We start from the raw sequence: 23,264 nt of genomic DNA on the forward strand, positions 1-23,264 counted from the left end.
TATACATCAAGATTTAATTTTACTAAGGTACATATTTGCTTTAGACGTATTATTGGTTGCGGTATAGGCTTTGACCAATTCTTTATAAATGGCATTTTCCAAAGGAATATCATCTATTAAATAATCTAACGCACCCTCTAATATTTCAATAGCATCTTTATGCTTTTGTAAATTGTTCAAAGCAGCTCCGTTGGCATAATAAAAATAGGGTTGCGACGGAAAACTCTCCATTGCTTCTTCCGTAGTTTTTAACAACATATCATTTCCCGTATCTGTTTTGAGCATTGCCTCTATTCTAGATTTAAAACCTTCTATACTGTTTAAATCTTTATTAGGTGCAGTATTTACGGCTCTAACTGAATGTACAAAAGTCCTTTTCTGGTTAGCAATAGAATCCGTAATCTTTTTTGCCAAATACTCTTGCTTTTTAGAGATGTTTACACCTTTTAACAGCGTTTGTGCGGTAACATAATCTTCGTTCAAATAATAGATCTCTGCTAAATTCACCCTCATCTGAACATTGTTCCATGGTAATTCTTCTCTAACATCGCCTATTACGGCTTTTTTGGCGTTAATAACATCTACAAGTGTTTCTGCATACCAATAATTTTCTGGTTCTCCGTTCAATGCCTCCACAGCATACTCTTGTGCATTGATGTATTGCTTCTCGTACAAATGAAATTTGGCCAACTCAAAAGAAACAACGGTATTTTGAGGTTGTAAACGCTTACATTCCAAGAAATACGTAATTGCACGGTCATAATTTCTAATGCCTTTCTGCTTTAAGCCTTCGAAAAAATTTTCTTGAAAAGTATCGGAATACTCTTCAAGGAAAACTTCTGAACTTTGTTCAATATCCAATTCAGGCGTTTCTTGTGCACAAATGGTTAAGGGGGTACATAAAACCCCGATAACAAAACCCAAAAACACCGCCTTTACCATACTATTTATCAGATTTCTATTTTACACCTGTACTACCAAAACCGCCTTCTCCCCTAGCAGTTTCAGACAAACTTTCTACTTGGTTCCATTCTGCACGTTCGTGTTTTGCAATGACCATTTGAGCAATACGTTCGCCGCTTTCAATTACAAAATCTTCATTGGACAGGTTTACTAAAATAACACCTACTTCTCCTCTATAATCAGCATCAATTGTGCCAGGTGCATTAAGTACGGTTATTCCCTTTTTAGCCGCCAAACCACTTCTTGGCCTTACCTGAGCTTCAATACCTACAGGTAATTCAATGAAAAGACCAGTTGGTATAATAGCTCTTCCTAAAGGTTGCAGTGTAACCGCTTCGGCAAGATTAGCTCTTAAGTCCATACCAGCAGACGCATTGGTCTCATAATTGGGTAAATCGTGACCTGACTTATTGATAATTTTTATGTTCATCTGTTTAGATATAATTTTTTAAGATTTTCAAATTCCAGCTTATATACCAAGCCCAAGAATACTAATAACAAAGGTATACCTATAAATAGGTTCCTATCAAAAATGTAAAATGAAAGCGTAGAAAACAAGATGGACATTCCTAAATAAAAGATAATTTTTCTAAAATTATATGGAATGGGATAATACATACGCCCAAAATAAAAAGAAAGCATCATCATAGTACCATATGCCATTAATGTAGCCACTGCTGATGCCATATAGCCGAAATACGGAATAAAAATCAAATTGATAATTATAGTCAGTACGGCACCTATCATTGAAATATAAGCGCCAAATTTGGTGCGATCCGTAACTTTATACCAAACGGACAGGTTATGGTAAATTCCTAAGAAGAAACTTGCCAAAACAATTAATGGAACTATAGGCATGGCATCCCAATATGATTCATTTAGAACAAGAAAACGCTTTAGAACATCAGAAAAAACCACAACTGACAATAAAATAATACTGCCCAAAACCACGAAATAATTTGTAATCTGAGCATATGCTTTCTGGGGATTTTTGGTATCTGAATGACTAAAGAAAAAAGGTTCAATTCCCATTCTAAAAGCAGTCGCAAAAAGTGTCATAAACAGCGCAAGTTTATAGCATGCTGAATATTTTCCCATTTCACTTTTGGCAATATCTATTGGCAATAACTCTGATAACAGATAACGGTCAAAAACCTCATTAATGGTAAAAGCAATACCGGCAACCATAACCGGCATAGCATAGCGGACCATCCTTTTCCAGAGTTCTTTATCGAAAACATATGGCTTACGGATGTAAACCCTAATCATCAATAATAATGTAACACCACTAGCAATTAAATTGGCAATTAAAATATAAGGTATCTCATAATCTGGTTTATATAACGAGTTGAAAAAACCTGTTGATGAGCCTGTAGCTATCTTAGGTAAAAAGATCAAGAAAAATAAGGTGAGCCCTAGGTTAAGAGATACATTTAATATTTTAACAATGGCGTATCGCATTGGCTTTTCGTTAGCCCTTAACCAAGCAAAAGGAATAATAGCTAAAGCATCTAATGCCAATATCCCTAATACATAATTCATAAAAGGCAAGTCAATATTCAACGCAGTGGACAATGGCGTCTTAAATAATATGCCCACTAAAACTAATAAAGCGGTTGAGCCCATTATAGATAATAACGAAGTGCTAACTACCTTTTTTCTATTTTCTGATTCCTTGTAAAAACGAAAAAACGCCGTTTCCATACCGTATGCCAAAAAAACATTGAAAATTGCAAACCAAGAAAATATCAAAGTAACCTCACCATATTTGCCCGGTGCCATTACATCGGTATAAATAGGTACAAGTAAAAATGAAATCATCCTTGGCAAGACAGTTGCCAAGCCATAGATCGCAGTTTGTTTAAAAAGTTTTTTGAGTGGATTCAAGCACTGTACATTAAGGCGATAAAAGTACCTATTAAAAGCCTAGTTACAAAGTTAGTTTTTGGGTGCGCCTTTATAAATTAGGGGTTGTTTTTGTTTTATGTCTGATACCTTTGCATATTTCAACTTTCCATTTTCGCTGTAACTCACAACGGCCTCATCTTTACCTAGGTTTAAATCTATAGCTTCAGGAGACTTTAAAGCAGTATTAGGTATTCTGACAACGATCACATTTTCGCCATTCACTGAATTGACGATGGCATCTACCTGTTTTTCCCTAAAATAAACATGATTCATTTGAATATCGGAATTCTCAATCAACGTAACCGGAATTCTCAATTCTGTACCAGAACCGCTTTCTTCACGACCACTCACATATTCCTGACAAGACGCTTTACCTATATCAAATGAAGGTTCTGCTTGCAACTTTTTCTGAGAAGTACAACTAGTTAAACAAAGACAAAAAAGTAAAAAATAAGTATTAAGATATTTCATTAGACCATATTATACTTATAAAGATAATAAGTAATATGGGTTTAATACGTCATTTAACATGGCTATCACAATTTAATGCACTAATCCGCCTTTTGCAATTGCCTTAATTTATTAAGCTCGTTTTTTACCTGCCTGTAAATAAATACACAGAAAACCGTTAAAAAAACTATGGATGAACATAGTATATATACATAAAAACCAGGTGACAGCGATGCTTTGAACAGAGGTAACAGAATAATAAACCCAACGGTATAAATAATAATCACCAATGGAGTAATTATAAAATGTGTAAACCTTCTGAAGGAGTAGTATGTAGTCAAATCTTGTTTAAACGTATTATAGTCAGCACTAAAATTGATAGATCTTAATCTTCTTAAACTAAAGAGCTCAATACCTATTCTAACCATTAAACTACCGATCATTAAAGCGATCCCCAATAAAAATGTCGCATTTTTATAGCCGGAAACGTACAGTAGAAAAGCGAACAATGTTATGATTGTAATTGTTAAAACTGCATTCCCTGTTCTTTGTTTGTTTTCAATGGATTTTACACTTTTCAAGAGTGATTTAAAACTCTCTTCAGTTGCAGATATCTTAGATTGGTTTTGCCATGTATTTTGTAAATCTTCAAAATTGTTCATGATTTGCACATTTTGTAAGTTGTTGTTTTATTCTATGTATTCTAGTTCTGATAGCGTCATGCTTAATCCCTATGATTTCTGAGATCTCTACTTGTGGCACATCTTCTAGTTCCAACAAAATTATAGCCTTGTTAGTGTTACTTAATTGGTTGATGCATTTGTACAATTGAAAAAGCATATCTTCTTTTTCTACAGAATCTTCACTACTCTCACTTATTTGCAAATCATCAATTTGTAGTTTTTTCTCTTCTTTCTTCTCCCTACGTATTTCTGCCAAACAAGTATTCACACAAATTCTATAGATCCATGTAGCTATTCCGCTTTCATTTCTAAACGTATCTAAGTTTTTCCAAACTTTAATGAACGTTTCCTGGGTCAAATCTTTGGCCAGTACATCATTACCTCCGGTATACCCCATGCATAAACGCATTACTTTAGGGTAATTAATCTCATATATATTTTTATATGTTGTCTCCTTAGGTGTCATTAATCCTCTAATGCTTTAAGTACATTTTCAATGAACCAATCTGGTTGATCAAACATTATAAAGTGCGAAGATCCCATGGCAAATTCCAAGTTATATTCTTTAAGGGTTTTATACTGACTATTATATGTGGTTTTAGCCATTTCTATCCCATAAGGTTCAGTTGCCGCTAAAATGGTTACAGGTATATCAATTTTAGAAAGGTCGTTACGCAAATCCAATTTCAATAAATCAGTATAACCATAGACATATGTTTCTCGATCAGCTTTTATCATCCAATCTTTTATTATTTCTTGGTTTGATGCATCTAAAGCCATTCCGCTTGCCATTTGACTGACCATAGACTCAAAATCCTTATCGTTCATGCCCATTACTTTCTTATTATAAGGTGAATCATAAACCATATATTCACTTTTAAAGTTAGGCATCATTAAAGCACCGGTTGAGGGCAAAGCATCAATTATGATCAATTCTTTAAAAGCACTATTTTCTGTAGCCATCCAAAGTGCTAATGCACCGCCTAAACTGTGCCCAAGCAGAACAGCATTATCTAATTTGTTACTAGAAATATACTTAACCAATTCATCTTTAATTTTTGGTAGCCAAGGTTTTTCTATAGCGGGCACATCGCCAAAACCGGCAAACGTAAATACATGACATTCATAATCTTTAGATAGCTCAGCAACGGAAGCTTCCCAAACATCACCAGTACAGGCAAAGCCCGGAAATAAAAGTATTGGTTCACCTTTACCAATGACTTCAACTTTAAAAGGGTTGTCTTGAGCAGTTATTGAAAAGGAGGAAATAAAAAATAATGCGAATACTAATAATTTAATTGTTTTCATCGTAAGAGTTTTTGTTTTGTTCACCCTTTAGATTCAAGAATTAAAAAATGTTACCTTTTTATTTGAAAAAATATTATTCTGGTTCTACATCCATCCTTTTTATAGCCGTTGTAGCCAAAATAAAGGCAATTAAGAGAAGAACCGCGGCAAGGGCATATGGAGCGCCAGGAAAATAAATTGAAGTCTCAGGCCTAATAAAATAATAAAATACGGGCGCAAATATAAATTGCCCTAAAATGGCCGTTATGCTAACCAGACCGGTTATAGAGCCCTGTAAAATTCCCTGCTCTTTTTCCGATACTTGATTAGAAATAACACCTTGTACGGTAGGTCCGGCAATACCACCCAATGCATATGGAATCAAGAATGCATACAGCATCCAAGGTTCATGGGCAAAAGAAAACAAGAACATACCCACTGTCCACAATAAAAAGCCATAGATGATAACCTTACGTTTTCCAAATTTTGTCACTAATTTACCAACCAAAAACCCTTGAACAACGGCAACCAATAAGCCAACTACCATAAGAGACAATCCTATTTGTCTCGGGTTCCAATCATACCGTTCTATCCCGTAATAAGACCATGTAGAAGGTAATGCCTGACCAGCAAGGTTTGCCAAGAAAAATGCAGAAATCAACAGTAGAATTCCCTTATAATTGCGCAATGCGAACAATGAAACCCCAGGAATCATCTTTGCATAGTTAATTTGTCTTCTGTTCTCCATGGTCAATGATTCTGGAACAAAGAAATATCCGAACAAAAAGTTTGCAAATGTTAACCCTGCAGCTATATAAAAAGGCAAACGTATATCTATTTCACCAAAAAAACCACCTATACCCGGACCTATAATAAAACCTATTCCGAATGCAGCACCTATTAATCCGAAGTTCTTTGCTTTGTTTTCTTTGGTACTTACATCAGCAATATAGGCGGATGCCACGGTAAAACTTGCACCAGTAATTCCCGCTAAAAACCTACCCAAAAACAACCAAACAATAGAAGGTGCCCAAGCGTGGATTAAATAGTCTATACTTAACCCTAACAAGGCGATAAGCAATATGGGACGTCTACCATATTTATCGGATATTTCACCCAATACAGGCGAAAACAGAAATTGCATACCTGCAAAAGCCGTTGTTAACCACATACCATAGATAATAGCCATATGATTGCCTTCACCCGTTAATTCCATAATCAAATCAGGGATAATTGGTAGAATTATACCAATGCCAATGACATCAACAAGAATAGTTATGAATATAAAAAGTAAGGCGGTTTTATTGGATTTCATGGTGATGACAAAAGTCGGGTAAAAAAAGGAAAATAAAAGCAATAAAAACAAAAACCCCACTGGTTAGTGGGGTTTTTATATATAGTTTAAAGCGTTTAAGCTTTAGACAACATGAAGTCATCTATATGTGAACATTTTTAATTGTTCAATGCCTCTGCACCACCAACGATTTCTAAAATTTCATTAGTAATTGCTGCTTGCCTTGCTTTGTTATATGTCAATTTCAATTGGTCACGTAGCTCAGTTGCATTATCTGTAGCCTTGTGCATTGCAGTCATACGAGCACCATGTTCACTAGCAAAAGAATCTCTAATACCTTTATACAATTGTGTTTTTAAGGATTTAGGAATCAATTGCTCTATAATTTCAACCTTAGAAGGCTCAAAAGTATAATCTGCACTTGCCGTTTCTTCTACCTCTAATGGTACAATTGGCAAAAACTGCTCGGTCATAACAATTTGGGTAGCCGCATTTTTGAATTTGTTGTACACAATATCAATACGGTCATATGCGCCAGCCGTGAACAATTCCATTAAGTTCTCTGCTATTGCTGCAACATTATCAAAGGTTAGATCATCAAATACACCACTATGGTTAGCAATAACATTATAGCGTTTACCTAAATAATCATTAGCTTTTTTGCCTACCGCAACAAAATCAACTTCTTTACCTGCATAAACATTTTCAACAAGGTTAACAGATTGCTTTAAGATGTTGGTATTAAACGCCCCACATAGACCTCTGTTAGAAGTAACCGATACGACCAAAACTTTATTCACCGTACGATTATCGGCATAAACACTACCAGAATCACCTTCTAAACTAGCACTTAGGTTTTGTAGTAATTCGGTCAGTTTATCGGCATAAGGTCTCATTGCCGTAATGGCATCTTGCGCCTTTTTCAATTTTGCAGCAGAAACCATTTTCATGGCACTGGTAATCTGCATCGTTGAAGAAACCGATGAAATCCTATTTCGTATTTCCTTTAAATTTGCCATTTTATTCAGTATTTAGTAAAAAGTACAAAGTATTAAGTTGCTTCAACACTTTGTACTTTTTACTCAGTACTCAGTACTTTTTTAGTTCTTATATTTCGCAGAAAGCTCTTTACAAACAGAAGTCAAGGTATCTGTTACTTCATCTGTAAGCTTACCAGACTTCAAGGTATCTAGAACATCTCTGTGCTTAGCGTTCAAAAACTCCAAATAATCACGTTCGAATTCTTTTACTTTCTCAACAGGAACATCTCTTAACAAGTTTTTAGAACCTGCATAGATTATAGCTACCTGATCTTCTACCGTAAATGGATCATTCTGAGCTTGTTTTAATATTTCAACGTTTCTACGTCCTTTTTCAATTACGTTCAATGTCGCAGCATCTAAATCTGAACCAAATTTAGCAAAGGCTTCCAATTCACGGAACTGTGCTTGATCCAGTTTCAATGTACCGGCAACTTTCTTCATTGATTTAATCTGAGCGTTACCACCAACACGAGATACAGAGATACCTACGTTAATTGCTGGTCTAACACCTTGGTTGAATAAATCTTGCTCTAAGAATATCTGTCCGTCAGTAATAGAAATTACGTTCGTTGGGATATATGCAGAAACATCACCTGCTTGAGTTTCAATAATTGGCAAAGCCGTTAAAGAACCACCACCTTTTACCATTGGTTTTAACACCTCTGGCAAATCGTTCATTTCTTTTGCAATATCATCATCATTGATAACTTTTGCAGCACGCTCCAATAATCTAGAGTGTAGGTAGAAAACGTCACCTGGGTAAGCCTCACGTCCTGGTGGTCTTCTTAACAAAAGAGACACCTCACGGTAAGCAACCGCTTGTTTTGATAAATCATCATATATAATTAATGCAGGACGACCTGTATCACGGAAATACTCACCAATAGATGCTCCGGTAAACGGTGCATATACTTGCATTGGCGCAGGATCAGATGCATTAGCAGCTACAATGGTAGTATATGCCATTGCACCTTTATCTTCCAATACTTGAGCAATACCGGCAACGGTAGATGCTTTCTGACCTATGGCAACATAGATACAGTAAACAGGCTCACCAGCATCATAAAATTCTTTTTGGTTTAGAATGGTATCAATACAAACCGTAGTCTTACCAGTTTGACGGTCACCAATAACAAGCTCTCTCTGCCCTCTACCAACTGGGATCATCGCATCAATTGCCTTAATACCAGATTGCATTGGCTCTGTTACAGGCTCTCTGTAGATTACACCTGGAGCTTTACGCTCAAGTGGCATCTCATAAGTATCACCGGCAATAGGTCCTTTACCATCGATCGGGTTACCTAAGGTATCCACAACACGACCAACAATACCTTCACCAACTTTTACAGAAGCAATACGTTGTGTACGCTTAACCGTATCTCCTTCACCAACAGATTTAGAAGGTCCTAAAAGAACCACACCAACGTTATCTTCTTCAAGGTTCAAAACGATACCTTCAAGACCGCCTTCGAATTCAACCAATTCTCCATATTGAGCATTAGCTAGTCCGAAAACTCTAGCGATACCATCACCAACCTGTAATACAGTACCTACTTCGTCTAAAGTAGCGGTAGCATCGAATCCTGATAATTGTTTCTTTAAAATTGCTGATACTTCAGCGGCTTTTACTCCTGCCATTTTTAATTAGATATAAGATATTAGACAATGAATGTAACCATTCGTGGTCTTATATTGTTATTATAGACTATTTGAAAATTCTCTTTTTAAGTTATTAAGCTTGTTGCTTACGCTAGCATCATACTGTAAATCTCCAACTCTTAAGATGAAACCTCCAATAATACTTTCGTCAATTTTACTTTTAATGGTAACCTCATCACCAGTAATAGTAGCAACCTGCTTTAATATTTTTTTCTCCATCGCGGCATTTAAAGGTACAGCGGTTGTTACGTAAGCAACATTCTTACCTTTTAATTGCTCATTTAGGATAATGTATTTTAAGGCTACCTCATTTAACATACCTAAACGCTTGTTGTCTACCAACATTGTTATAGCGCCTTCCGTAATTGAATTACATCCTTTGAAAATTTCAAGTAATGCACTCTTTTTAGAAGTACCGGAAACCACCGGACTTGCCAATACATCTTTTAATTCTTTACTATCTGAAATAGTAGTGGCGATTGAACGCATATCTTTCTCAACAGCATCCAAGGCTTTGTTTTCCTTGGCCATGTCCAATATTGCCTTTGCGTAACGTAATGCAGCTCTAGATTCGCTCATTATTTCTTTTAGTTAAGTTTTATATCGCTCAACATGGTATCTACCAACTTCAATTGCTTGTCATTGCTAGATAACTCCTCTTTTATAACTTTCTCAGCTATTGCTACAGACAATTCTGCAACTTGACTTTTAATATCGGCAACAGCAGCTTTTTTCTCACTTTCTATAGCAGCTTGCGCTTGTTTCAACATTTTGTCGCCTTCAGCTTTTGCCTGCTCTTTAGAATCAGCTATCATTTTTTCTTTGATCTCACGAGCTTCTTTCAACATAGATTCACGTTCAGCACGTGCCTCTTGCAACATTCTATCATTATCCGCTTGTAAGTTTTGCATATCCGCTTTTGCTTTTTCAGCTGCGGCCAATGCTTCTTGAATACCTGTCTCCCTTTCGTTCAAAGAGTTCAAGATAGGTTTCCAAGCAAATTTTACCATTAAGAAAATTAAACCTAATAATAGAATTGTTTGTACGATAAACAATCCTGGTGAAAAATCATTCAATAAAACTTCCATATTCTAATCTTTAAAATCTAAATCAATAATTAAAAACATTTCCTGTAACCAACCGTTACAGGAAGATGTCTTTGGGTTTTCGTGTTCTTATTTTCCTAAGAACAAAGCACCGAATGCTAAACCTTCTAAAAGTGCAGCTACGATAATCATCGCAGTTTGAATTTTTCCTGCCGCTTCTGGCTGACGAGCAATACCTTCCATTGCTTTACCACCGATTTGACCAAGACCTAAACCTGCTCCGATAACGATTAAACCTGCTCCAATTAAATTGTAAGTTACCATACTAATTGATTTATATAATTAAATTAAAAAAACTCTTGTTAAATAAAATCCCCTCTAACATCCTCTACATCTGCCACTTCATGACCGTGAGAATCATGCTCATGGTCGTGATCATGTTCCGCTACCGCCATACCTATAAACAAAGCTGAAAGTGCCGTAAAAATATATGCCTGTAAAAAGGCCACCAACACCTCAATAAGCGTGATAAAGAATGATAAAACCAATGAAAGACCCGTAGCACCTGCCACACCTAAACTTTCTTTTAGCGTAAACATAATCGCAATTAAGCTCATTACAACAATATGCCCTGCAGATATGTTTGCGAACAAACGTACCAATAATGAAAAAGGCTTAATGATAAAAGCACCTGCCAATTCTATAATCGCCAAAATTGGTTTTACGAAAACCGGTACACCTGGCATCCACAAAATGTGCATCCAGTAATCTTTGTTACCGCTAACCGTATATATGATCAAGGTAAATATTGCCAAACAAGCTGTAACCGCTATTTGCCCAGTTACATTGAACCCAAATGGAGTAAGCCCCAACAAGTTCAACACCCATATAAAAAAGAATACCGTTAAAAGATACCCTGTAAATCTTCTGTAATGTTTTTCTCCAATGTTAGGTCTAGCAATCTCATCTCTAACATATAAAACAAGAGGCTCCAACACTCTACCAAAACCAGTTGGTACACTTTTCTTAGTATATTGTTTAGCTAAAGAAGAAAATGCAAACAACAATAACAAACCTACCAACAAGATACCAACAACACTTTTAGTAATAGAAAAATCTAAAACTTTATGCGCATTTGTTGCGTGATGTTCTTCGTCAAAATTTACAGATGAAGCACCAGCTTCCAACTCATAAATTTTACTGTGAAGTTTTACAAATTTAGAACCGTTCTTTTCAACAATTACGTGTCCGTTATCGTCATGATGAAATTCTGATGACATAAAAGTCACCAAACCATTGCTTGACCAAAGTATTACCGGAAGCGGAAAACCAACATGCTTTCTTTCTCCAGCATCATTGGTATAGGAGAATAAATGAAAATCATGAGAATCCTTAAGGTGATGTAAAATATACTCATCTACCTGCTCCTTACCACTTACCGCTCCTTCAGGTGCTGTGTCTGATACCGCGAAACTTTGCAATGAAAAACAAAGTATTAGAAGTTGTAATAAGGTTTTAATCGTATTTGAAACTTGCATCATTAGTTCTTTATCAAAAAATTAAGCTCCTAGAAATTTTGCGCAAAAGTAGTCAATAATAACATAACCATCCCAATTTTAAAGCTTTAAAATTTACAGACTTTTATTCCCCATTATTTTGGCAATAAAAAACACCTCTAGAAATAGAAAAATTAAAATCGGAATCAACAGCATTCCTCTATATAACTGAGGCATAATACGTTCTCCAAGTAAGTATGGGTAAAAGATCATAGCAAACAACGTAATCTTAAATACAAGTGCCGCCATGTATAGAAACCCTAATTGCTGAAAAAATGAATTGTTTTTAGCCGCAATGAAAAAGACAATCACCAATACGAGTGAAAACACATAATGAAATGTATAGGCTTTTTTCAATAATGGAATAAAATAAGGTTCAGCATTGCTTAAAAGCTGATCTTGTAAAAAAAAAGAAGTCGCGCCCACAACAGTGAACACGACTATATATAAAATGATATTTTTTAGCAACGTTTTATTTATTTAATGCCATAACCTTTTTTATGACCAAATAGATAGACAAAAATACTGCAAGTAAAGTAAATGTATCTTCTAAAAACGTTTTTTCATATTTTTCATCTAACCATTCTCCTAAAAGATTGCCCAAAAATATAGTGACACCCATTTGTATGGCAACACCAGATAAGCTTGCGGCGTTTCTTAAAAGCTCAGAATTATCATTGTCTTTACGAGGCTTTTGCGGCTCCATTGTTCGGTGCTTTAAAACCTGCAGGGTTACTTCCTCCTTTTTTACCGCCCATGTTACAAGAAGCATTAAAAGTAGCACCTGGTTCTACTGCCAGCTTACTTACAGATACCGTACCTTCTATTACAGCAGATGATTTTAAGGATAACAGATCAGATACCAATAATTCGCCATTAAAACTACCTTCTATATCTGCATTTACACATTCTACTTTACCATGAATATAGCCGTCTTTGCCAATGACCACTTTGCCAGAGGTTTTTACATTACCATCTAACTTTCCATCTATACGAAAATCTGCTTCTGAGATGATATCTCCTTTGATTTTGGTATTCTTCTCTATTCTGTTGGGTTGTCCTCCTATTTCATTCATAGCTTTAGGTTTTTGTCTGTCTGAAAACATTGTTCACGGTTTTGGGGTTAAAAGCGTATTTCTATAATCGATTATATTTTTGTGTACTTGTATAATCTTATAGTTCTCTGATAAAACTACAAAATTCTCATCAGCAACTCGGTAATCCTTATTATTTTTTAATAGCTCTGCATAGCCAAGTGCATAATCTTTTGACTTAAACCCATGAACTACTACAAATTGATCTTCTAGGTTATAAATATCTTTAGAAATCTTGTTCTTGTATTTAAGATCGGTAATTGATTTCTCTAACAGTTCCATCAGCTTAAGCGCCTTTTCATTATTACTTCTCTTAAAAGGAAAAACAACTTTCCAGTTAGAGGTTCCCTTGGAGTCTGTTTCCGGTGAAAATTCTTTTTGCTCCAGTTTAGGAAGTTGCTCTGCTATCATTTGCTCGGCTTTTTTACCTTCTGGATTATTAGGATACGTCAAAGCCACATAGTTCAACGCTTCTTTAAAAAGCTCAAAACCTTGCAGCCTACCAATGGCATTTGCTTTCAACATTTCAAACTTTGGAACAATAGGGTCACCTGTAAATCTATTGATGTTTTCCTCCGCACCTGTAATTACCTGCAAAAAGTGTTGTTCTTGATATTGTTTGAACAAATTCTCATAGCGTTTCTCTGGACTATCTGAACTGTCTGCCAGAACCGCTTGTGGGTTTAACAATATTTCCGCGTACCTAGAATTTGAGTGGTTGGCAATAATATCTGCTTTCATAGTCTCTTTCAACGGACTATCTACTTCTTCATATATCTTGTACAGGTTATATTTAGAAGGTAAGATCAAACGCTCTTCGGCATTTGAGGCTAGAACGTTTTCCAATTTCTCTGCCGCTAAAAGATTTTCATTGAACTTTTCCTTATAGATAAGCCCTAATTGATAGTTGGCAAAATTACGTTCTGTCTTTAAGCTATCTATAATAGCAACATCTGTAGGTAAACGATCCATGTAATAGTCTAACGAGAATTTCTCATCTTCACTAACTACACTAATACTATCATTTGCTCCCGGAGCATTCTGTAATGCAATATTCTCACTATTAATAAGCGACTTGTCTGACCATCGCCAATCATCTGTCAATTCTCTATTGCCCCAACGGTTTTTAAAGTCGTTTTGACCATAGCCCAAACTAGTAATGTTATAGAAATAGAATTTGCCTTTATTCTCTTTACCGCCCTTGCTGTTGTTAAAAGCAGCAAAACCATCTGTAATTCTTTCCTTCTCTTTTTTCTGCGCAGCTTCCTTAGCTTTTTGTAGCTCTTCAATATGTTTACCAAAATATGCCAATTGCTCATCTTTTGGCATTTGGTAAACCGTAATTACACTATCTGCATAATGCACAATATCCTCATACTTAATAACGTCTTCAAGGTTATCTCTTTTTTTCTTGATTGCCCTAAATTTCTTGGTATTCTCGTTAAGGTTGGTCAATACACTATCATAATAGGCACCTGCGGGCTTATAAATGCTTTCATCAAAATTATATTCTGCTAAATTCTCATAGTTGAGCGCATTCAATTTTGGCTTGTTCTGCGATGCCCTGAGCGATTTGTTGAAATACAATATTGCCAAACTATCGGATTCTTGTTCTAAGTGAAACTCTGCCAATTGTCTATAAATACCATCTAAGTAAGGTCTGTTCTCCCTATTTAGCTCCATCTTGGTTAAATATTCCAAGATTTCTTCTTTATTCTCACCAGTGACTTGGGTATTCTTTAATTTTTCGATTTTGGCGTTGATCATATAAATCCTAGGGGACTTTCTATTCAACTCAATCACCTTATCAAAAGCATAATTGGCACTGTCCTTATAACCCAATTGATTGTACAACTGACCAATAATATAATAGTACCTTCCTTTTTCAGGATTTTTTTTTGTGTAATGCGATGCAATTTTTAGGTTTTGAACCGCAGTATCCGGAGCATTAAGATTTATATAAGCTTGAGCCAACATAGCCCTTGCATCTGCATACTCTTGATCTTTTAAACGCTCATATTTCATTAAGCGCTTTAAATTTTTTATCGCTAAATCGTCATTTTCTAATCTAATATTTACCTTCTCTCTCCAAATACTTGCTTCATTAAGCTTATCACTTTCCGAATATTTATTAAGAATGTAATTGAAGGATTCCAATGCAGGAATGTAGCGTTCATCAAAATAACGGGCTTTACCTAACAATAGAAAAGCCTCATCTATTTGAGGGTTGCGTTCTTCATCCTTAATATCCATACTATGCTTTTGAATAGCCTTTGTAGCTTTTTCCTCTGCAATAAGAAAATTAGGATTGTTGTCTTCTGAATCTAATTTTATTTCGCCGCTAACTTCTAAACGTTCTATGGGCAACACTTCAAAGTAATCATCTTGATAAGTATCGTTCAACGTTTCTCGCCCTTGTTCAAAAGCAATGTTACCATTATACAAGGTGTTATACTTGGTATTGAGCGCGTGCCAATTTCGGTTTACGAACTTGTCTTTCTTAACGGAACATGCATTAAAAAGCATACTCGTTAAAACACCGGATAAAATAAGTTTGTTTCTAAGATTCAAAATAGATAATCTACGTATGTATGATTAACTTAAAAACAACCAGATTATTATACCGTTAATCGGTAAACTGCATATTTATTTTTAAGCCGTGTCACCATTTATGAACCGCTATACCAAATTTTTACCGACCATATAGTTTGTTTTACAATAAAATGATCAAGAGCTTATGAGTTTACTGCAGATAATCTGATCCAATGCAACTTCGTCGGATTTTATAAGATCAGCGACGAAATGTAGATATAAAAAAACCGACCTAATGGTCGGTTTTAAGTTTTTGTACTAACTGTAGTACTTCTTATTGAAAACCAGTTAAATTTTACCATATGTAGTTCTTAACTGTGCTCTACGCGGACATATATTTTTAAATTATTCCACAACAACCTCAGCCTTTTCAGACCCAAAAAAGACTTCTAATTCTTTCAAAGTCTCGGCAGATGTTTCAATGTCTTTGACTACCTCACCTTTGTTCAGTACAACAATACGCTCACATACTTCGGTTACATGAATTAGATCATGACTAGAAACCAATACCGTTACATCTTGCTGTGCAGCCAAATCTTTAATGATCTGTTTAAGACGTATTTGTGTTGTGGGATCTAAATTTGCAAACGGCTCGTCTAAAATAACAACTTTGGGGTTCCCAATAAATGAAGCTACAATACCGGCTTTCTTCTGGTTTCCTTTAGATAAATCTCTCAAGTATTTCTTTTGACCTAATATTTCTCCATGAAAAAAGTCTTGGTATTGTGCCAAGAGTGCGTCTACATCGGCTTTATTTTGTCCACGTAGGTCCCCTATGAAATAAAAATATTCTTCTGGAGTCAAATACCCGATCAAAAAGGTTTCATCAATAAAGGAAGAGGTAAACGGTTTCCAATTTTCACTGGTGTTTACTTGTACCTCGTTATTAATAATATGACCGGTAGTTGGTTGTATTAGGTCTAGCAACAAACTAAAAAGGGTTGTTTTACCTGCACCGTTATTACCTACCAATCCAAAACTTTGTCCTGTTGGTATTTCTAGGTTCTCTATATTCAATACTTGTTGTGAACCATATATTTTTGATAAATTTTCTATTGTAATCATAATCGTGTTATTTACTTTGGCTACGCTCAGCAACCGTTTTGTTCGTTATTGGTTAAAAGAAATAAATCCAAATTATCTGTCTGAATAGCTTATTAACAACTAGCCGACATTTAATGTCCTTATTCCTGCAACTTTATATTCCTTACTGAATTCTTTAAGCTTTCCTAATAAGCTTTTTTCTTTGTACTTATTGCTTAATACTCGGTACTTATCAATCAACTCGCCTTTTCTTTAAAACCTGCAATCATTCCATATTTCTTTTTCTTGTATTGCTTGGTAATTAAACCTAATAAGTAATTCTTCATGGCAAAGCCTATAATTCCCATCACTGATAGTACTCCTACCGCCACTTCTAAATTAAAAATGTAGTAAAAGATGGAAAATATAATGATTGGTACAATTAATACCGGAAGCATAACCAAAAACTGAGTAGCACTTGCACCTTGCATGTTACCAAACGGACTCTGATCTAACTCTATCCTTTTCTTATTAAACGAACCAAAATATAATATGACGGGTATGTTTACACCCAAGTTGTATAAGGCACATCCAAAATTAATTGCCAAGGCATCCCAACCAAAGTAAACGTAAGGTATCGTCAATAAAAACATAGCTACTATGCTCACTGTAATTAGTGAAACCTTTGACTCCAGATACTTTCGCATGGGTATGTTTTGCGACATCATCATACTATAGTAACTACTATCCCAAGCCGGAATAAACTGACCGAAATTACTTAAGAAAATACCTGTCATAAATATACCCACAAAGGCTTTCATAGGCATCATGCTACTATATATCTCCTGGGTATAGAATACCAGACCGTAAAAGACAAACAATAGCGAAATATACACTTGTGACTTGGTTCTTTTATTTCTCCAAATCATCTTAAGATCTAACTGAAGAAAAGAGCCCATTTCGCCAAAGCGTTTGGTCCAAGCTAAATCTGAGGTATTTGCCTGTACCGATTTTGCTTTGAGCTTTGCATCTAGGTAAATTTTATCTTTTAAGTATTTATAATTTACATAGTACATAGCGACTGCAAGCGCAATAGGAATCAAAACCGTAATTGGGTATGCGTAAAGTGCATGAAAAACAGGAGCAAAAAAGGCCTTTACAGAAAACACACCGAAATAATCCAATCCGTAGCCTAAAACAAGTATGCTAACAATACCTATTAAAACCTTATCGTTTTTATTCACCAAAAGGTTTACATAATTTATGCTCAAAACAATTGCAATAATGGCAACTACCCATAACAATACATTTAATGCAGGGTAACCGTTAAACAGCAAAACGACGGCAAATGGCACAATGAAAAATAATGTGAGTAAATTATAGATAGATGCGGCAGATCTACCTAAAATATAATGTGCAATGGTGCTTTTCTTTACCGGTGTGGTCAAAAAAGGTTTAATGTCCATTACCGGTAATTTCTGCATAAAATACCTGAGCATTAATTCCATCAAAATCCAGTAGATAAAATATTGGCTAACAATCCATAGCGGGCTTTGGTCCGGAAAGAACTTGCGGAGTAAAAAATACATACCCCCACCGGTTACGGCGAGCGATATCAACATATACACCGCAAAAAAACCCATGACTATTTTTATCCCTAAACTTTTTCCAAGGTTAGAGGATCTAAAAAAAGATTTCCATTGTAAGGAAGAAAATCGTTTAAACATTCGGTTGGTTTTAGTATTCTAAATATAAGTAAGAAAAATCTTGAGTTTGTTACAAGATGAATCGAATTTATATTTCTAAACCTTCAAAACCGCAGTAAACCTAGTTATCTTTTCAAAGTAAAATGACCTGTAATTCTTTGATTATCTGAATAGACATATTTAAACCAATAATCCGATTCTGGCAATGAGATTCCGTTTATGGTACCATCCCATCCTTTGGAGCTTGGATTCATCTGTTTTAGAAATTTACCATATCTATCGTAAATAAATAGTTGAGAATCTGGATACAGTTCACCACCTATGATATTCCAAAATTCATTATTTCCATCTCCATTGGGAGTAAAAAATCGCTGATAACCAATGGCAATAACATCTTCCGATATAACCCTGCACTCCAATAAATCTCTAACAAATACTGTATGTTCTCCAGGGAAGACCACAAATGCATTACTAGCTTGATAGTTTTCACCATCTACCGAATATTCAAAAGGTCCCGTTCCTGTCGCGTTAATCGTAATATCTATCTGATCTGAAAATCCGTTAACCTCAACTTCCATTGTTTCTGGTGCACCAGATGATAATACTTCAAATAATCGGGAGTTTTCACAACGTACCCTGTTTGTAGTTTGGCTTACGGTTAATTGATATGAACCTAAATTAGAAACATTAAAATTTCTGTTAGTACTTAATTCTACACCATCAGAATTTTGCCATGACCACGATTCAAAATCTCCTCCGTCAATAACCAAAGCAGGACTATCTGGGCAAATAACATAACGTTCTTCTATATTAGGTTGTGGTAGAGAGTTGATAGTAATTTCAAAGGATGTCGTGGCGTAGCAATTATCTAAATTATTTGGTTGAACCCGAGCGTAAATAGTTTCTTGATTCAATACATTAGTATATACCGATGAATCTAAAGTATTTATATTGTTTTCAGCATCAGATGGGGAAGCGAAATAAGTAACCTTGAAATCATTGACAGATTGATTACCTAAAATCTCTACATCTTTTTGGGTCAAATCTATGGTTTGAATACCTGTTTCGTTATCATCACATAGAATTATTGGTGTTGGAGCTTGTGCAAACGGCGTGTTATCCACTTCAATCTCAAAACTATTTGTCACAATACAAGTTGCATTTCTATTGTTTTCAATACTGTAAAATATAGCTTGAGGATTTGTTGTGTTTTGATACAAACCATTGATTTCATTTTGAGCCAAATTGGCATCTACCGCATTCTCATAATAACGCACCGTAAAATTAGCAGCATTTTGACTTCCTAATATTTCCGCATTCTTTTCGGTAAGGTCGAAAACGGCAACACCATTGTTATCATTGTCACACACATTCCAATCTGTGACCGGTGGATTGTTTGGAGCATCAAAAACTTGTAATTCAAAATTGGTAATGGCATAACAGCTAGCATCAGTAGCATTTTGCACTCTAACGTATATTGTTTGATTGTAACTTATAGTATTTGTAAAGCTATTGGTTAGTGCATCAGTGCCATTTTCTGCATCTACCATAGTGGTATGGTATGTTACTAGTAAACTAGTTGAGCTTTGTGTTCTAATGATTTCCGCTTCTGTATCGCTTAACAAAAATGCTGCATAACCATCATTATTATCATCACAAACCTCTAAGTTATTAGGGGTGTTTGCAACAATACCGGAACTGACCTCTATTGTAAAACTATCCGTTTTATAACAATTGGCATGAGTGCTATTTTGAAAGCGAAAAAATATTTCTTCAACGGCTAAAGTATTGGTATAGTTGAATGGCAAGGGATTAATGTTGGCATCGGCATCCGCTTGAGAAGCAAAATAGGCAACATCAAAAACAGTTTCATCTTGACCATTAAAAATTTCAGTATTCTTTTCGGTTAAATCAAATGTGTAAAATCCGTCAAGGTCATCGTCGCAAATGGTCCAATCGGTTACAGTTCCTAATGTTGGTTCTTGCTGAGCAATAACATTAAATTGGGTTGTATTATAACAAGCTGTATTGCTACTATTAGATACTCGTGCAAATACTGCCGTACTCCCTAGTGGAAAATCATAACTTAATGCTAACGGATTACTATTTGCATCTGCATCAATTTGTGATGAAAAATAGGTTACATCAAAATCTGATGGATTTTGAGTGCCTAAAATTGCAGTATTTAGCGTGGTCAAATCTAAAATATAGCTATCCTCCGTAACACATACCTCAATATTTGGTTGAGTGGTGGTAATAGGAGTTTCAAAAATTGTGATGTCCCTAGTCTCCGTTTTGGTCTCGGATGCTGTGGTTACTGTTACAGATACCGTGTAGTCTCCAGCAGCCGCATATGTATGACTTGGGTTTTCTATGGTAGATGTGTTACCATCTCCAAAATCCCATAAAGTAGAAACTGGGTTGGCACTAATAGCGCTTTCAAAAGTAGTTGGGCTTCCTTCACAAAAACCATCAATCTCAATATCCACTAAAAAGTAACTGGTTATAAATGGTGGTAAACCAAAAACCCCTAACCTACCCCCTAAATCAATTGAACTATAATTCAAGTTACTTGCAACACCTTTTTCATTAGGGTTTTCAATTACACTTAAAGTTGGTCTTAGATACTCCGTTATATAAATTTTACCATCTATTCCCAATTGAAGTGCGCCAAAGGTAATTTCTGTTGTATTTAAACTAACTACTGAATTCATTATATCTAACGCTTCCAAATCGTATTGATATAACTCAGTAAAATTAGAGCTACTTGTATATAAAAATCTGCTATTGGGAGAAAATTCTATTCCAAAAAATCCTTTATATTCCTCGCTAGCTTCTAATATGGCAACCGCATTAGTTAGGACACCGGTAGCGGTATCAAAATCCATTACGTCAACATTTAAACCGGCGTGTGCAGCTGCAACTTTTTCACCATTAGGCGAAACTTTTATATATCCTATGGCATGGTAATCATCTTCATAAAAGTAGTTGGTTAAGTGTATTCCTAGATTAGAGATAACAGGAGTAGAATTTACTCCTGCCGTTGTAACTAGGTATGCCAAATATGCATCTCCAAAAGCATCGTGGGTAAGCACCCAAACATCGGTACCGTTGGCATGGGTAACGGCAGTAAGTTTTTCTGATGCCGGTGTAACCAATTGTATGTTTTTTTGAATGACATCACCTAGTCCACCATTAAGGGATATATCTACAACATTATAATTAATACCATTTTCTAACTTTAGTTTGTCTGCCGTAAAAATGTAATATAGATTAGGATCACCGGGATTGGGAACTATAATAGCCGATTGTGTTGCAGACGGGTCACCCAATAAACCATTGCCGTTTGGCATAGGTAAGTGGTTGCGGTTCCAGACCGTAATACCATCTGTGTAAAATAAAAGATTGCCGTTAAAGTCTGAAATGGTTGCACAACCTTCCCTAGTATTTAAGGCGCCATCTAGTAAAGTTACCGGTGCCCCACTATTAAAATCAAGCCCCGCATTTTCGCCAAAATACCAAATAGCGGCTTCTTTTTGGGCATGTAAGGTATATACTGATATAAATAAGATGAATAAGGAAAGTAACTTTTTCAAGTACAAGTAGGTTATTTGATTTAAAGCTAATGTAACTATTACAACACATAACGTAAGTAAAATACTTCATAGTGTTGAAAACCTCGATAAGCTGTTATTATATTTAGTTTGTTTACCTTTCTATCATATTAATCCCTCTTTCTTCCCCATCAAAAAATCTCTCTCTAACGTATTCGTAGTCTCAGCCAATGCTTTATCTAAAAAAGAAATCGCTAATTGTTTCTTTCCTATTTTCATATAATATTCCGCATAACAACCGTAATATAAATAAGCCCTTTGACCAAGTTCTGCAGCATCAATGTGCTTTAACAATTGATGTGTTTTTTCAAAATCAGATAACTGAAGACATACTGTTGCATGATTTAACAACGTAAACATATTGGGTTTAAACATATACAATTGTTCGTACCAATAAGAGATGTTTTTCCAATTGGTATCTTTAAATGTTTTGGCATTTAAATGCTCAGAGGCTATGGCAGCTTCATAATGATACACAGAGGTATCTTCATATTCCGTAGCTTTAAGCATGGCACTGTTTCCCATCTTTATCAATGGAAAATACCATTTGGTACGGTCTTGGCACCGCAAATTAACTATTTGATTTTCTGAAGAAACTTTGCTTTCTAGACGTGACATATGAAAACATATCAATGCAAAAAGTGCATACAAACTGCCACTTCTAAATTGCTCCTTTTTTAAAAGTAATTGACAAAGGCGAATAGCTTCGCCACATAAATCTTCTTTAATTAACTTTTCCTTGTTTGTAGAATGAAAGCCTTCATTGAAGGTTAAGTAAATGACTTCCATAACCCGTGCCATTCGTTCATGAACAGTTTCAGGACTTGGGTATTGAAACTGAATATTTTTATCCTGAATGGTTTTTCTTGCTCGGAGTAATCGCTTAGCGATAGTTTCCTCTTTGGTCAATAAGGCAGCGGCTATTTCTTTGATACTAAAACCGGAAATAGTTTTAAGTGCAAAGGCTATTTGTTCGCTAGGGTGTAAACTTGGGTGACAGGCAACAAAAATCATTCGCAACTGGCTGTCTGCAATTTCATGATCTAAAAACAGTTCCTCAATTTGTAAAGATGATGCTCCAGTTGTAATGCTAAGGTTTCTATTCTTTTCTGCATGTATACTTCGAAGAATATCAATGGTTCTGTTTTTGGCGACACGGTTCAACCACCCCTCTGGATTATCGGGTATTTTAGTCCGCCATTGCGAAGCTGCTTTTATAAAGGTATCCTGTACCGCATCTTCAATGGTTTCTATATATGACAACCCGAAAAAACGGGTTAAAATAGCGACCATCTTTCCGTAATGATGTCTAAAAAGATGATCTACTACTTTATGTTCCATTTAGT

At 35.4% G+C, this 23,264-nt stretch carries 22 protein-coding genes; all 22 read right to left on the reverse strand.

The genetic code is table 11. From position 1 onward, the window contains the following. Window positions 1-6: 6 nt before the first annotated feature. The 22 genes from I600_RS10610 to I600_RS10715 all read right to left on the reverse strand — a co-directional run bounded on the left by I600_RS10610 (window position 7) and on the right by I600_RS10715 (window position 23,259). A complete protein-coding gene (locus I600_RS10610) occupies window positions 7-942 on the reverse strand; it encodes a tetratricopeptide repeat protein (protein ID WP_058104516.1) in 936 nt (311 codons plus the stop codon). Window positions 943-958: 16 nt separating this feature from the next. Further along, window positions 959-1,393 (reverse strand): dUTP diphosphatase, encoded by a 435-nt coding sequence (gene dut / locus I600_RS10615; RefSeq protein ID WP_058104517.1) that lies wholly within the window; start codon window positions 1,391-1,393, stop codon window positions 959-961. Beyond that, window positions 1,390-2,850, reverse strand: coding sequence for a lipopolysaccharide biosynthesis protein (locus I600_RS10620; protein ID WP_058104518.1), 1,461 nt, complete (start codon window positions 2,848-2,850; stop codon window positions 1,390-1,392). The genes dut and I600_RS10620 overlap by 4 nt, the downstream gene beginning before the upstream one ends. 51 nt (window positions 2,851-2,901) lie before the next feature. Continuing rightward, entirely contained in the window at window positions 2,902-3,273 is a 372-nt protein-coding gene (locus tag I600_RS10625; RefSeq protein WP_157490886.1) for a hypothetical protein, read from the reverse strand. Between the two features lie 149 nt (window positions 3,274-3,422). Continuing rightward, window positions 3,423-3,983 carry a hypothetical protein gene (locus tag I600_RS10630; RefSeq protein WP_058104520.1) on the reverse strand — a complete coding sequence of 187 codons (561 nt, stop codon included), beginning with the start codon at window positions 3,981-3,983 and terminating at the stop codon, window positions 3,423-3,425. Beyond that, a complete protein-coding gene (locus I600_RS10635) occupies window positions 3,970-4,470 on the reverse strand; it encodes an RNA polymerase sigma factor (RefSeq protein ID WP_058104521.1) in 501 nt (166 codons plus the stop codon). The genes I600_RS10630 and I600_RS10635 overlap by 14 nt, the downstream gene beginning before the upstream one ends. Next, window positions 4,470-5,312 carry an alpha/beta fold hydrolase gene (locus I600_RS10640; protein WP_058104522.1) on the reverse strand — a complete coding sequence of 281 codons (843 nt, stop codon included), beginning with the start codon at window positions 5,310-5,312 and terminating at the stop codon, window positions 4,470-4,472. Before I600_RS10640 ends, I600_RS10635 begins: the two co-directional genes overlap by 1 nt. A 73-nt stretch (window positions 5,313-5,385) precedes the next feature. Continuing rightward, window positions 5,386-6,606: a TCR/Tet family MFS transporter gene (locus tag I600_RS10645; protein ID WP_058104523.1), complete on the reverse strand. Its 1,221-nt coding sequence runs from the start codon at window positions 6,604-6,606 to the stop codon at window positions 5,386-5,388. 137 nt (window positions 6,607-6,743) lie between these two features. Continuing rightward, window positions 6,744-7,604, reverse strand: a complete 861-nt coding sequence (gene atpG / locus I600_RS10650; RefSeq protein ID WP_058104524.1) for an ATP synthase F1 subunit gamma — start codon at window positions 7,602-7,604, stop codon at window positions 6,744-6,746. Window positions 7,605-7,685: 81 nt separating this feature from the next. Further along, window positions 7,686-9,266, reverse strand: coding sequence for a F0F1 ATP synthase subunit alpha (gene atpA, locus I600_RS10655; RefSeq protein ID WP_058104525.1), 1,581 nt, complete (start codon window positions 9,264-9,266; stop codon window positions 7,686-7,688). A 60-nt stretch (window positions 9,267-9,326) separates the two neighbouring features. Further along, window positions 9,327-9,866 carry an ATP synthase F1 subunit delta gene (gene atpH / locus I600_RS10660; protein WP_058104526.1) on the reverse strand — a complete coding sequence of 180 codons (540 nt, stop codon included), beginning with the start codon at window positions 9,864-9,866 and terminating at the stop codon, window positions 9,327-9,329. Between the two features lie 8 nt (window positions 9,867-9,874). Further along, the gene (locus I600_RS10665; RefSeq protein WP_058104527.1) at window positions 9,875-10,375 is read right to left on the reverse strand and encodes a F0F1 ATP synthase subunit B; all 501 of its coding nucleotides are present in this window, start codon (window positions 10,373-10,375) and stop codon (window positions 9,875-9,877) included. An 87-nt stretch (window positions 10,376-10,462) separates the two neighbouring features. After that, the gene (gene atpE, locus I600_RS10670; RefSeq protein WP_027065438.1) at window positions 10,463-10,657 is read right to left on the reverse strand and encodes an ATP synthase F0 subunit C; all 195 of its coding nucleotides are present in this window, start codon (window positions 10,655-10,657) and stop codon (window positions 10,463-10,465) included. A gap of 38 nt (window positions 10,658-10,695) precedes the next feature. Next, complete coding sequence (gene atpB, locus I600_RS10675) at window positions 10,696-11,874, reverse strand: F0F1 ATP synthase subunit A (protein ID WP_394332403.1); 1,179 nt, start codon at window positions 11,872-11,874, stop codon at window positions 10,696-10,698. Window positions 11,875-11,964: 90 nt separating this feature from the next. Further along, window positions 11,965-12,357 (reverse strand): DUF6168 family protein, encoded by a 393-nt coding sequence (locus tag I600_RS10680; RefSeq protein WP_143751722.1) that lies wholly within the window; start codon window positions 12,355-12,357, stop codon window positions 11,965-11,967. A gap of 4 nt (window positions 12,358-12,361) precedes the next feature. Beyond that, window positions 12,362-12,595 (reverse strand): AtpZ/AtpI family protein, encoded by a 234-nt coding sequence (locus I600_RS10685; RefSeq protein WP_058104529.1) that lies wholly within the window; start codon window positions 12,593-12,595, stop codon window positions 12,362-12,364. Beyond that, window positions 12,573-12,995, reverse strand: a complete 423-nt coding sequence (locus I600_RS10690; RefSeq protein ID WP_058104530.1) for a bactofilin family protein — start codon at window positions 12,993-12,995, stop codon at window positions 12,573-12,575. The genes I600_RS10685 and I600_RS10690 overlap by 23 nt, the downstream gene beginning before the upstream one ends. A gap of 3 nt (window positions 12,996-12,998) precedes the next feature. Continuing rightward, entirely contained in the window at window positions 12,999-15,509 is a 2,511-nt protein-coding gene (porW, locus tag I600_RS10695; RefSeq protein WP_394364958.1) for a type IX secretion system periplasmic lipoprotein PorW/SprE, read from the reverse strand. 411 nt (window positions 15,510-15,920) lie between these two features. Beyond that, window positions 15,921-16,640, reverse strand: a complete 720-nt coding sequence (locus I600_RS10700) for an ABC transporter ATP-binding protein (RefSeq protein ID WP_058104532.1) — start codon at window positions 16,638-16,640, stop codon at window positions 15,921-15,923. A gap of 215 nt (window positions 16,641-16,855) precedes the next feature. After that, window positions 16,856-18,325: a DUF5687 family protein gene (locus tag I600_RS10705; RefSeq protein WP_058104533.1), complete on the reverse strand. Its 1,470-nt coding sequence runs from the start codon at window positions 18,323-18,325 to the stop codon at window positions 16,856-16,858. A 104-nt stretch (window positions 18,326-18,429) separates the two neighbouring features. Next, a complete protein-coding gene (locus I600_RS10710) occupies window positions 18,430-21,900 on the reverse strand; it encodes a T9SS type B sorting domain-containing protein (RefSeq protein ID WP_058104534.1) in 3,471 nt (1,156 codons plus the stop codon). Between the two features lie 123 nt (window positions 21,901-22,023). Further along, window positions 22,024-23,259 carry an RNA polymerase sigma factor gene (locus I600_RS10715; RefSeq protein WP_058104535.1) on the reverse strand — a complete coding sequence of 412 codons (1,236 nt, stop codon included), beginning with the start codon at window positions 23,257-23,259 and terminating at the stop codon, window positions 22,024-22,026. Window positions 23,260-23,264: the final 5 nt, after the last annotated feature.

This window comes from Maribacter dokdonensis DSW-8 (genome assembly GCF_001447995.1).
Classification (GTDB): domain Bacteria; phylum Bacteroidota; class Bacteroidia; order Flavobacteriales; family Flavobacteriaceae; genus Maribacter; species Maribacter dokdonensis.

Coding starts and splice junctions, on each gene's coding strand:
- atpH (WP_058104526.1), bottom strand. CDS start 9,866: ATGAGCGAATCTAGAGCTGCATTACGTTACGCAAAGGCAATATTGGAC.
- I600_RS10645 (WP_058104523.1), bottom strand. CDS start 6,606: ATGAAATCCAATAAAACCGCCTTACTTTTTATATTCATAACTATTCTT.
- atpG (WP_058104524.1), bottom strand. CDS start 7,604: ATGGCAAATTTAAAGGAAATACGAAATAGGATTTCATCGGTTTCTTCA.
- I600_RS10665 (WP_058104527.1), bottom strand. CDS start 10,375: ATGGAAGTTTTATTGAATGATTTTTCACCAGGATTGTTTATCGTACAA.
- I600_RS10610 (WP_058104516.1), bottom strand. CDS start 942: ATGGTAAAGGCGGTGTTTTTGGGTTTTGTTATCGGGGTTTTATGTACC.
- I600_RS10630 (WP_058104520.1), bottom strand. CDS start 3,983: ATGAACAATTTTGAAGATTTACAAAATACATGGCAAAACCAATCTAAG.
- atpE (WP_027065438.1), bottom strand. CDS start 10,657: ATGGTAACTTACAATTTAATTGGAGCAGGTTTAATCGTTATCGGAGCA.
- I600_RS10640 (WP_058104522.1), bottom strand. CDS start 5,312: ATGAAAACAATTAAATTATTAGTATTCGCATTATTTTTTATTTCCTCC.
- I600_RS10705 (WP_058104533.1), bottom strand. CDS start 18,325: ATGTTTAAACGATTTTCTTCCTTACAATGGAAATCTTTTTTTAGATCC.
- I600_RS10685 (WP_058104529.1), bottom strand. CDS start 12,595: ATGGAGCCGCAAAAGCCTCGTAAAGACAATGATAATTCTGAGCTTTTA.
- dut (WP_058104517.1), bottom strand. CDS start 1,393: ATGAACATAAAAATTATCAATAAGTCAGGTCACGATTTACCCAATTAT.
- I600_RS10715 (WP_058104535.1), bottom strand. CDS start 23,259: ATGGAACATAAAGTAGTAGATCATCTTTTTAGACATCATTACGGAAAG.
- I600_RS10700 (WP_058104532.1), bottom strand. CDS start 16,640: ATGATTACAATAGAAAATTTATCAAAAATATATGGTTCACAACAAGTA.
- I600_RS10635 (WP_058104521.1), bottom strand. CDS start 4,470: ATGACACCTAAGGAGACAACATATAAAAATATATATGAGATTAATTAC.
- atpB (WP_394332403.1), bottom strand. CDS start 11,874: ATGATGCAAGTTTCAAATACGATTAAAACCTTATTACAACTTCTAATA.
- I600_RS10690 (WP_058104530.1), bottom strand. CDS start 12,995: ATGTTTTCAGACAGACAAAAACCTAAAGCTATGAATGAAATAGGAGGA.
- porW (WP_394364958.1), bottom strand. CDS start 15,509: ATGCTTTTTAATGCATGTTCCGTTAAGAAAGACAAGTTCGTAAACCGA.
- atpA (WP_058104525.1), bottom strand. CDS start 9,266: ATGGCAGGAGTAAAAGCCGCTGAAGTATCAGCAATTTTAAAGAAACAA.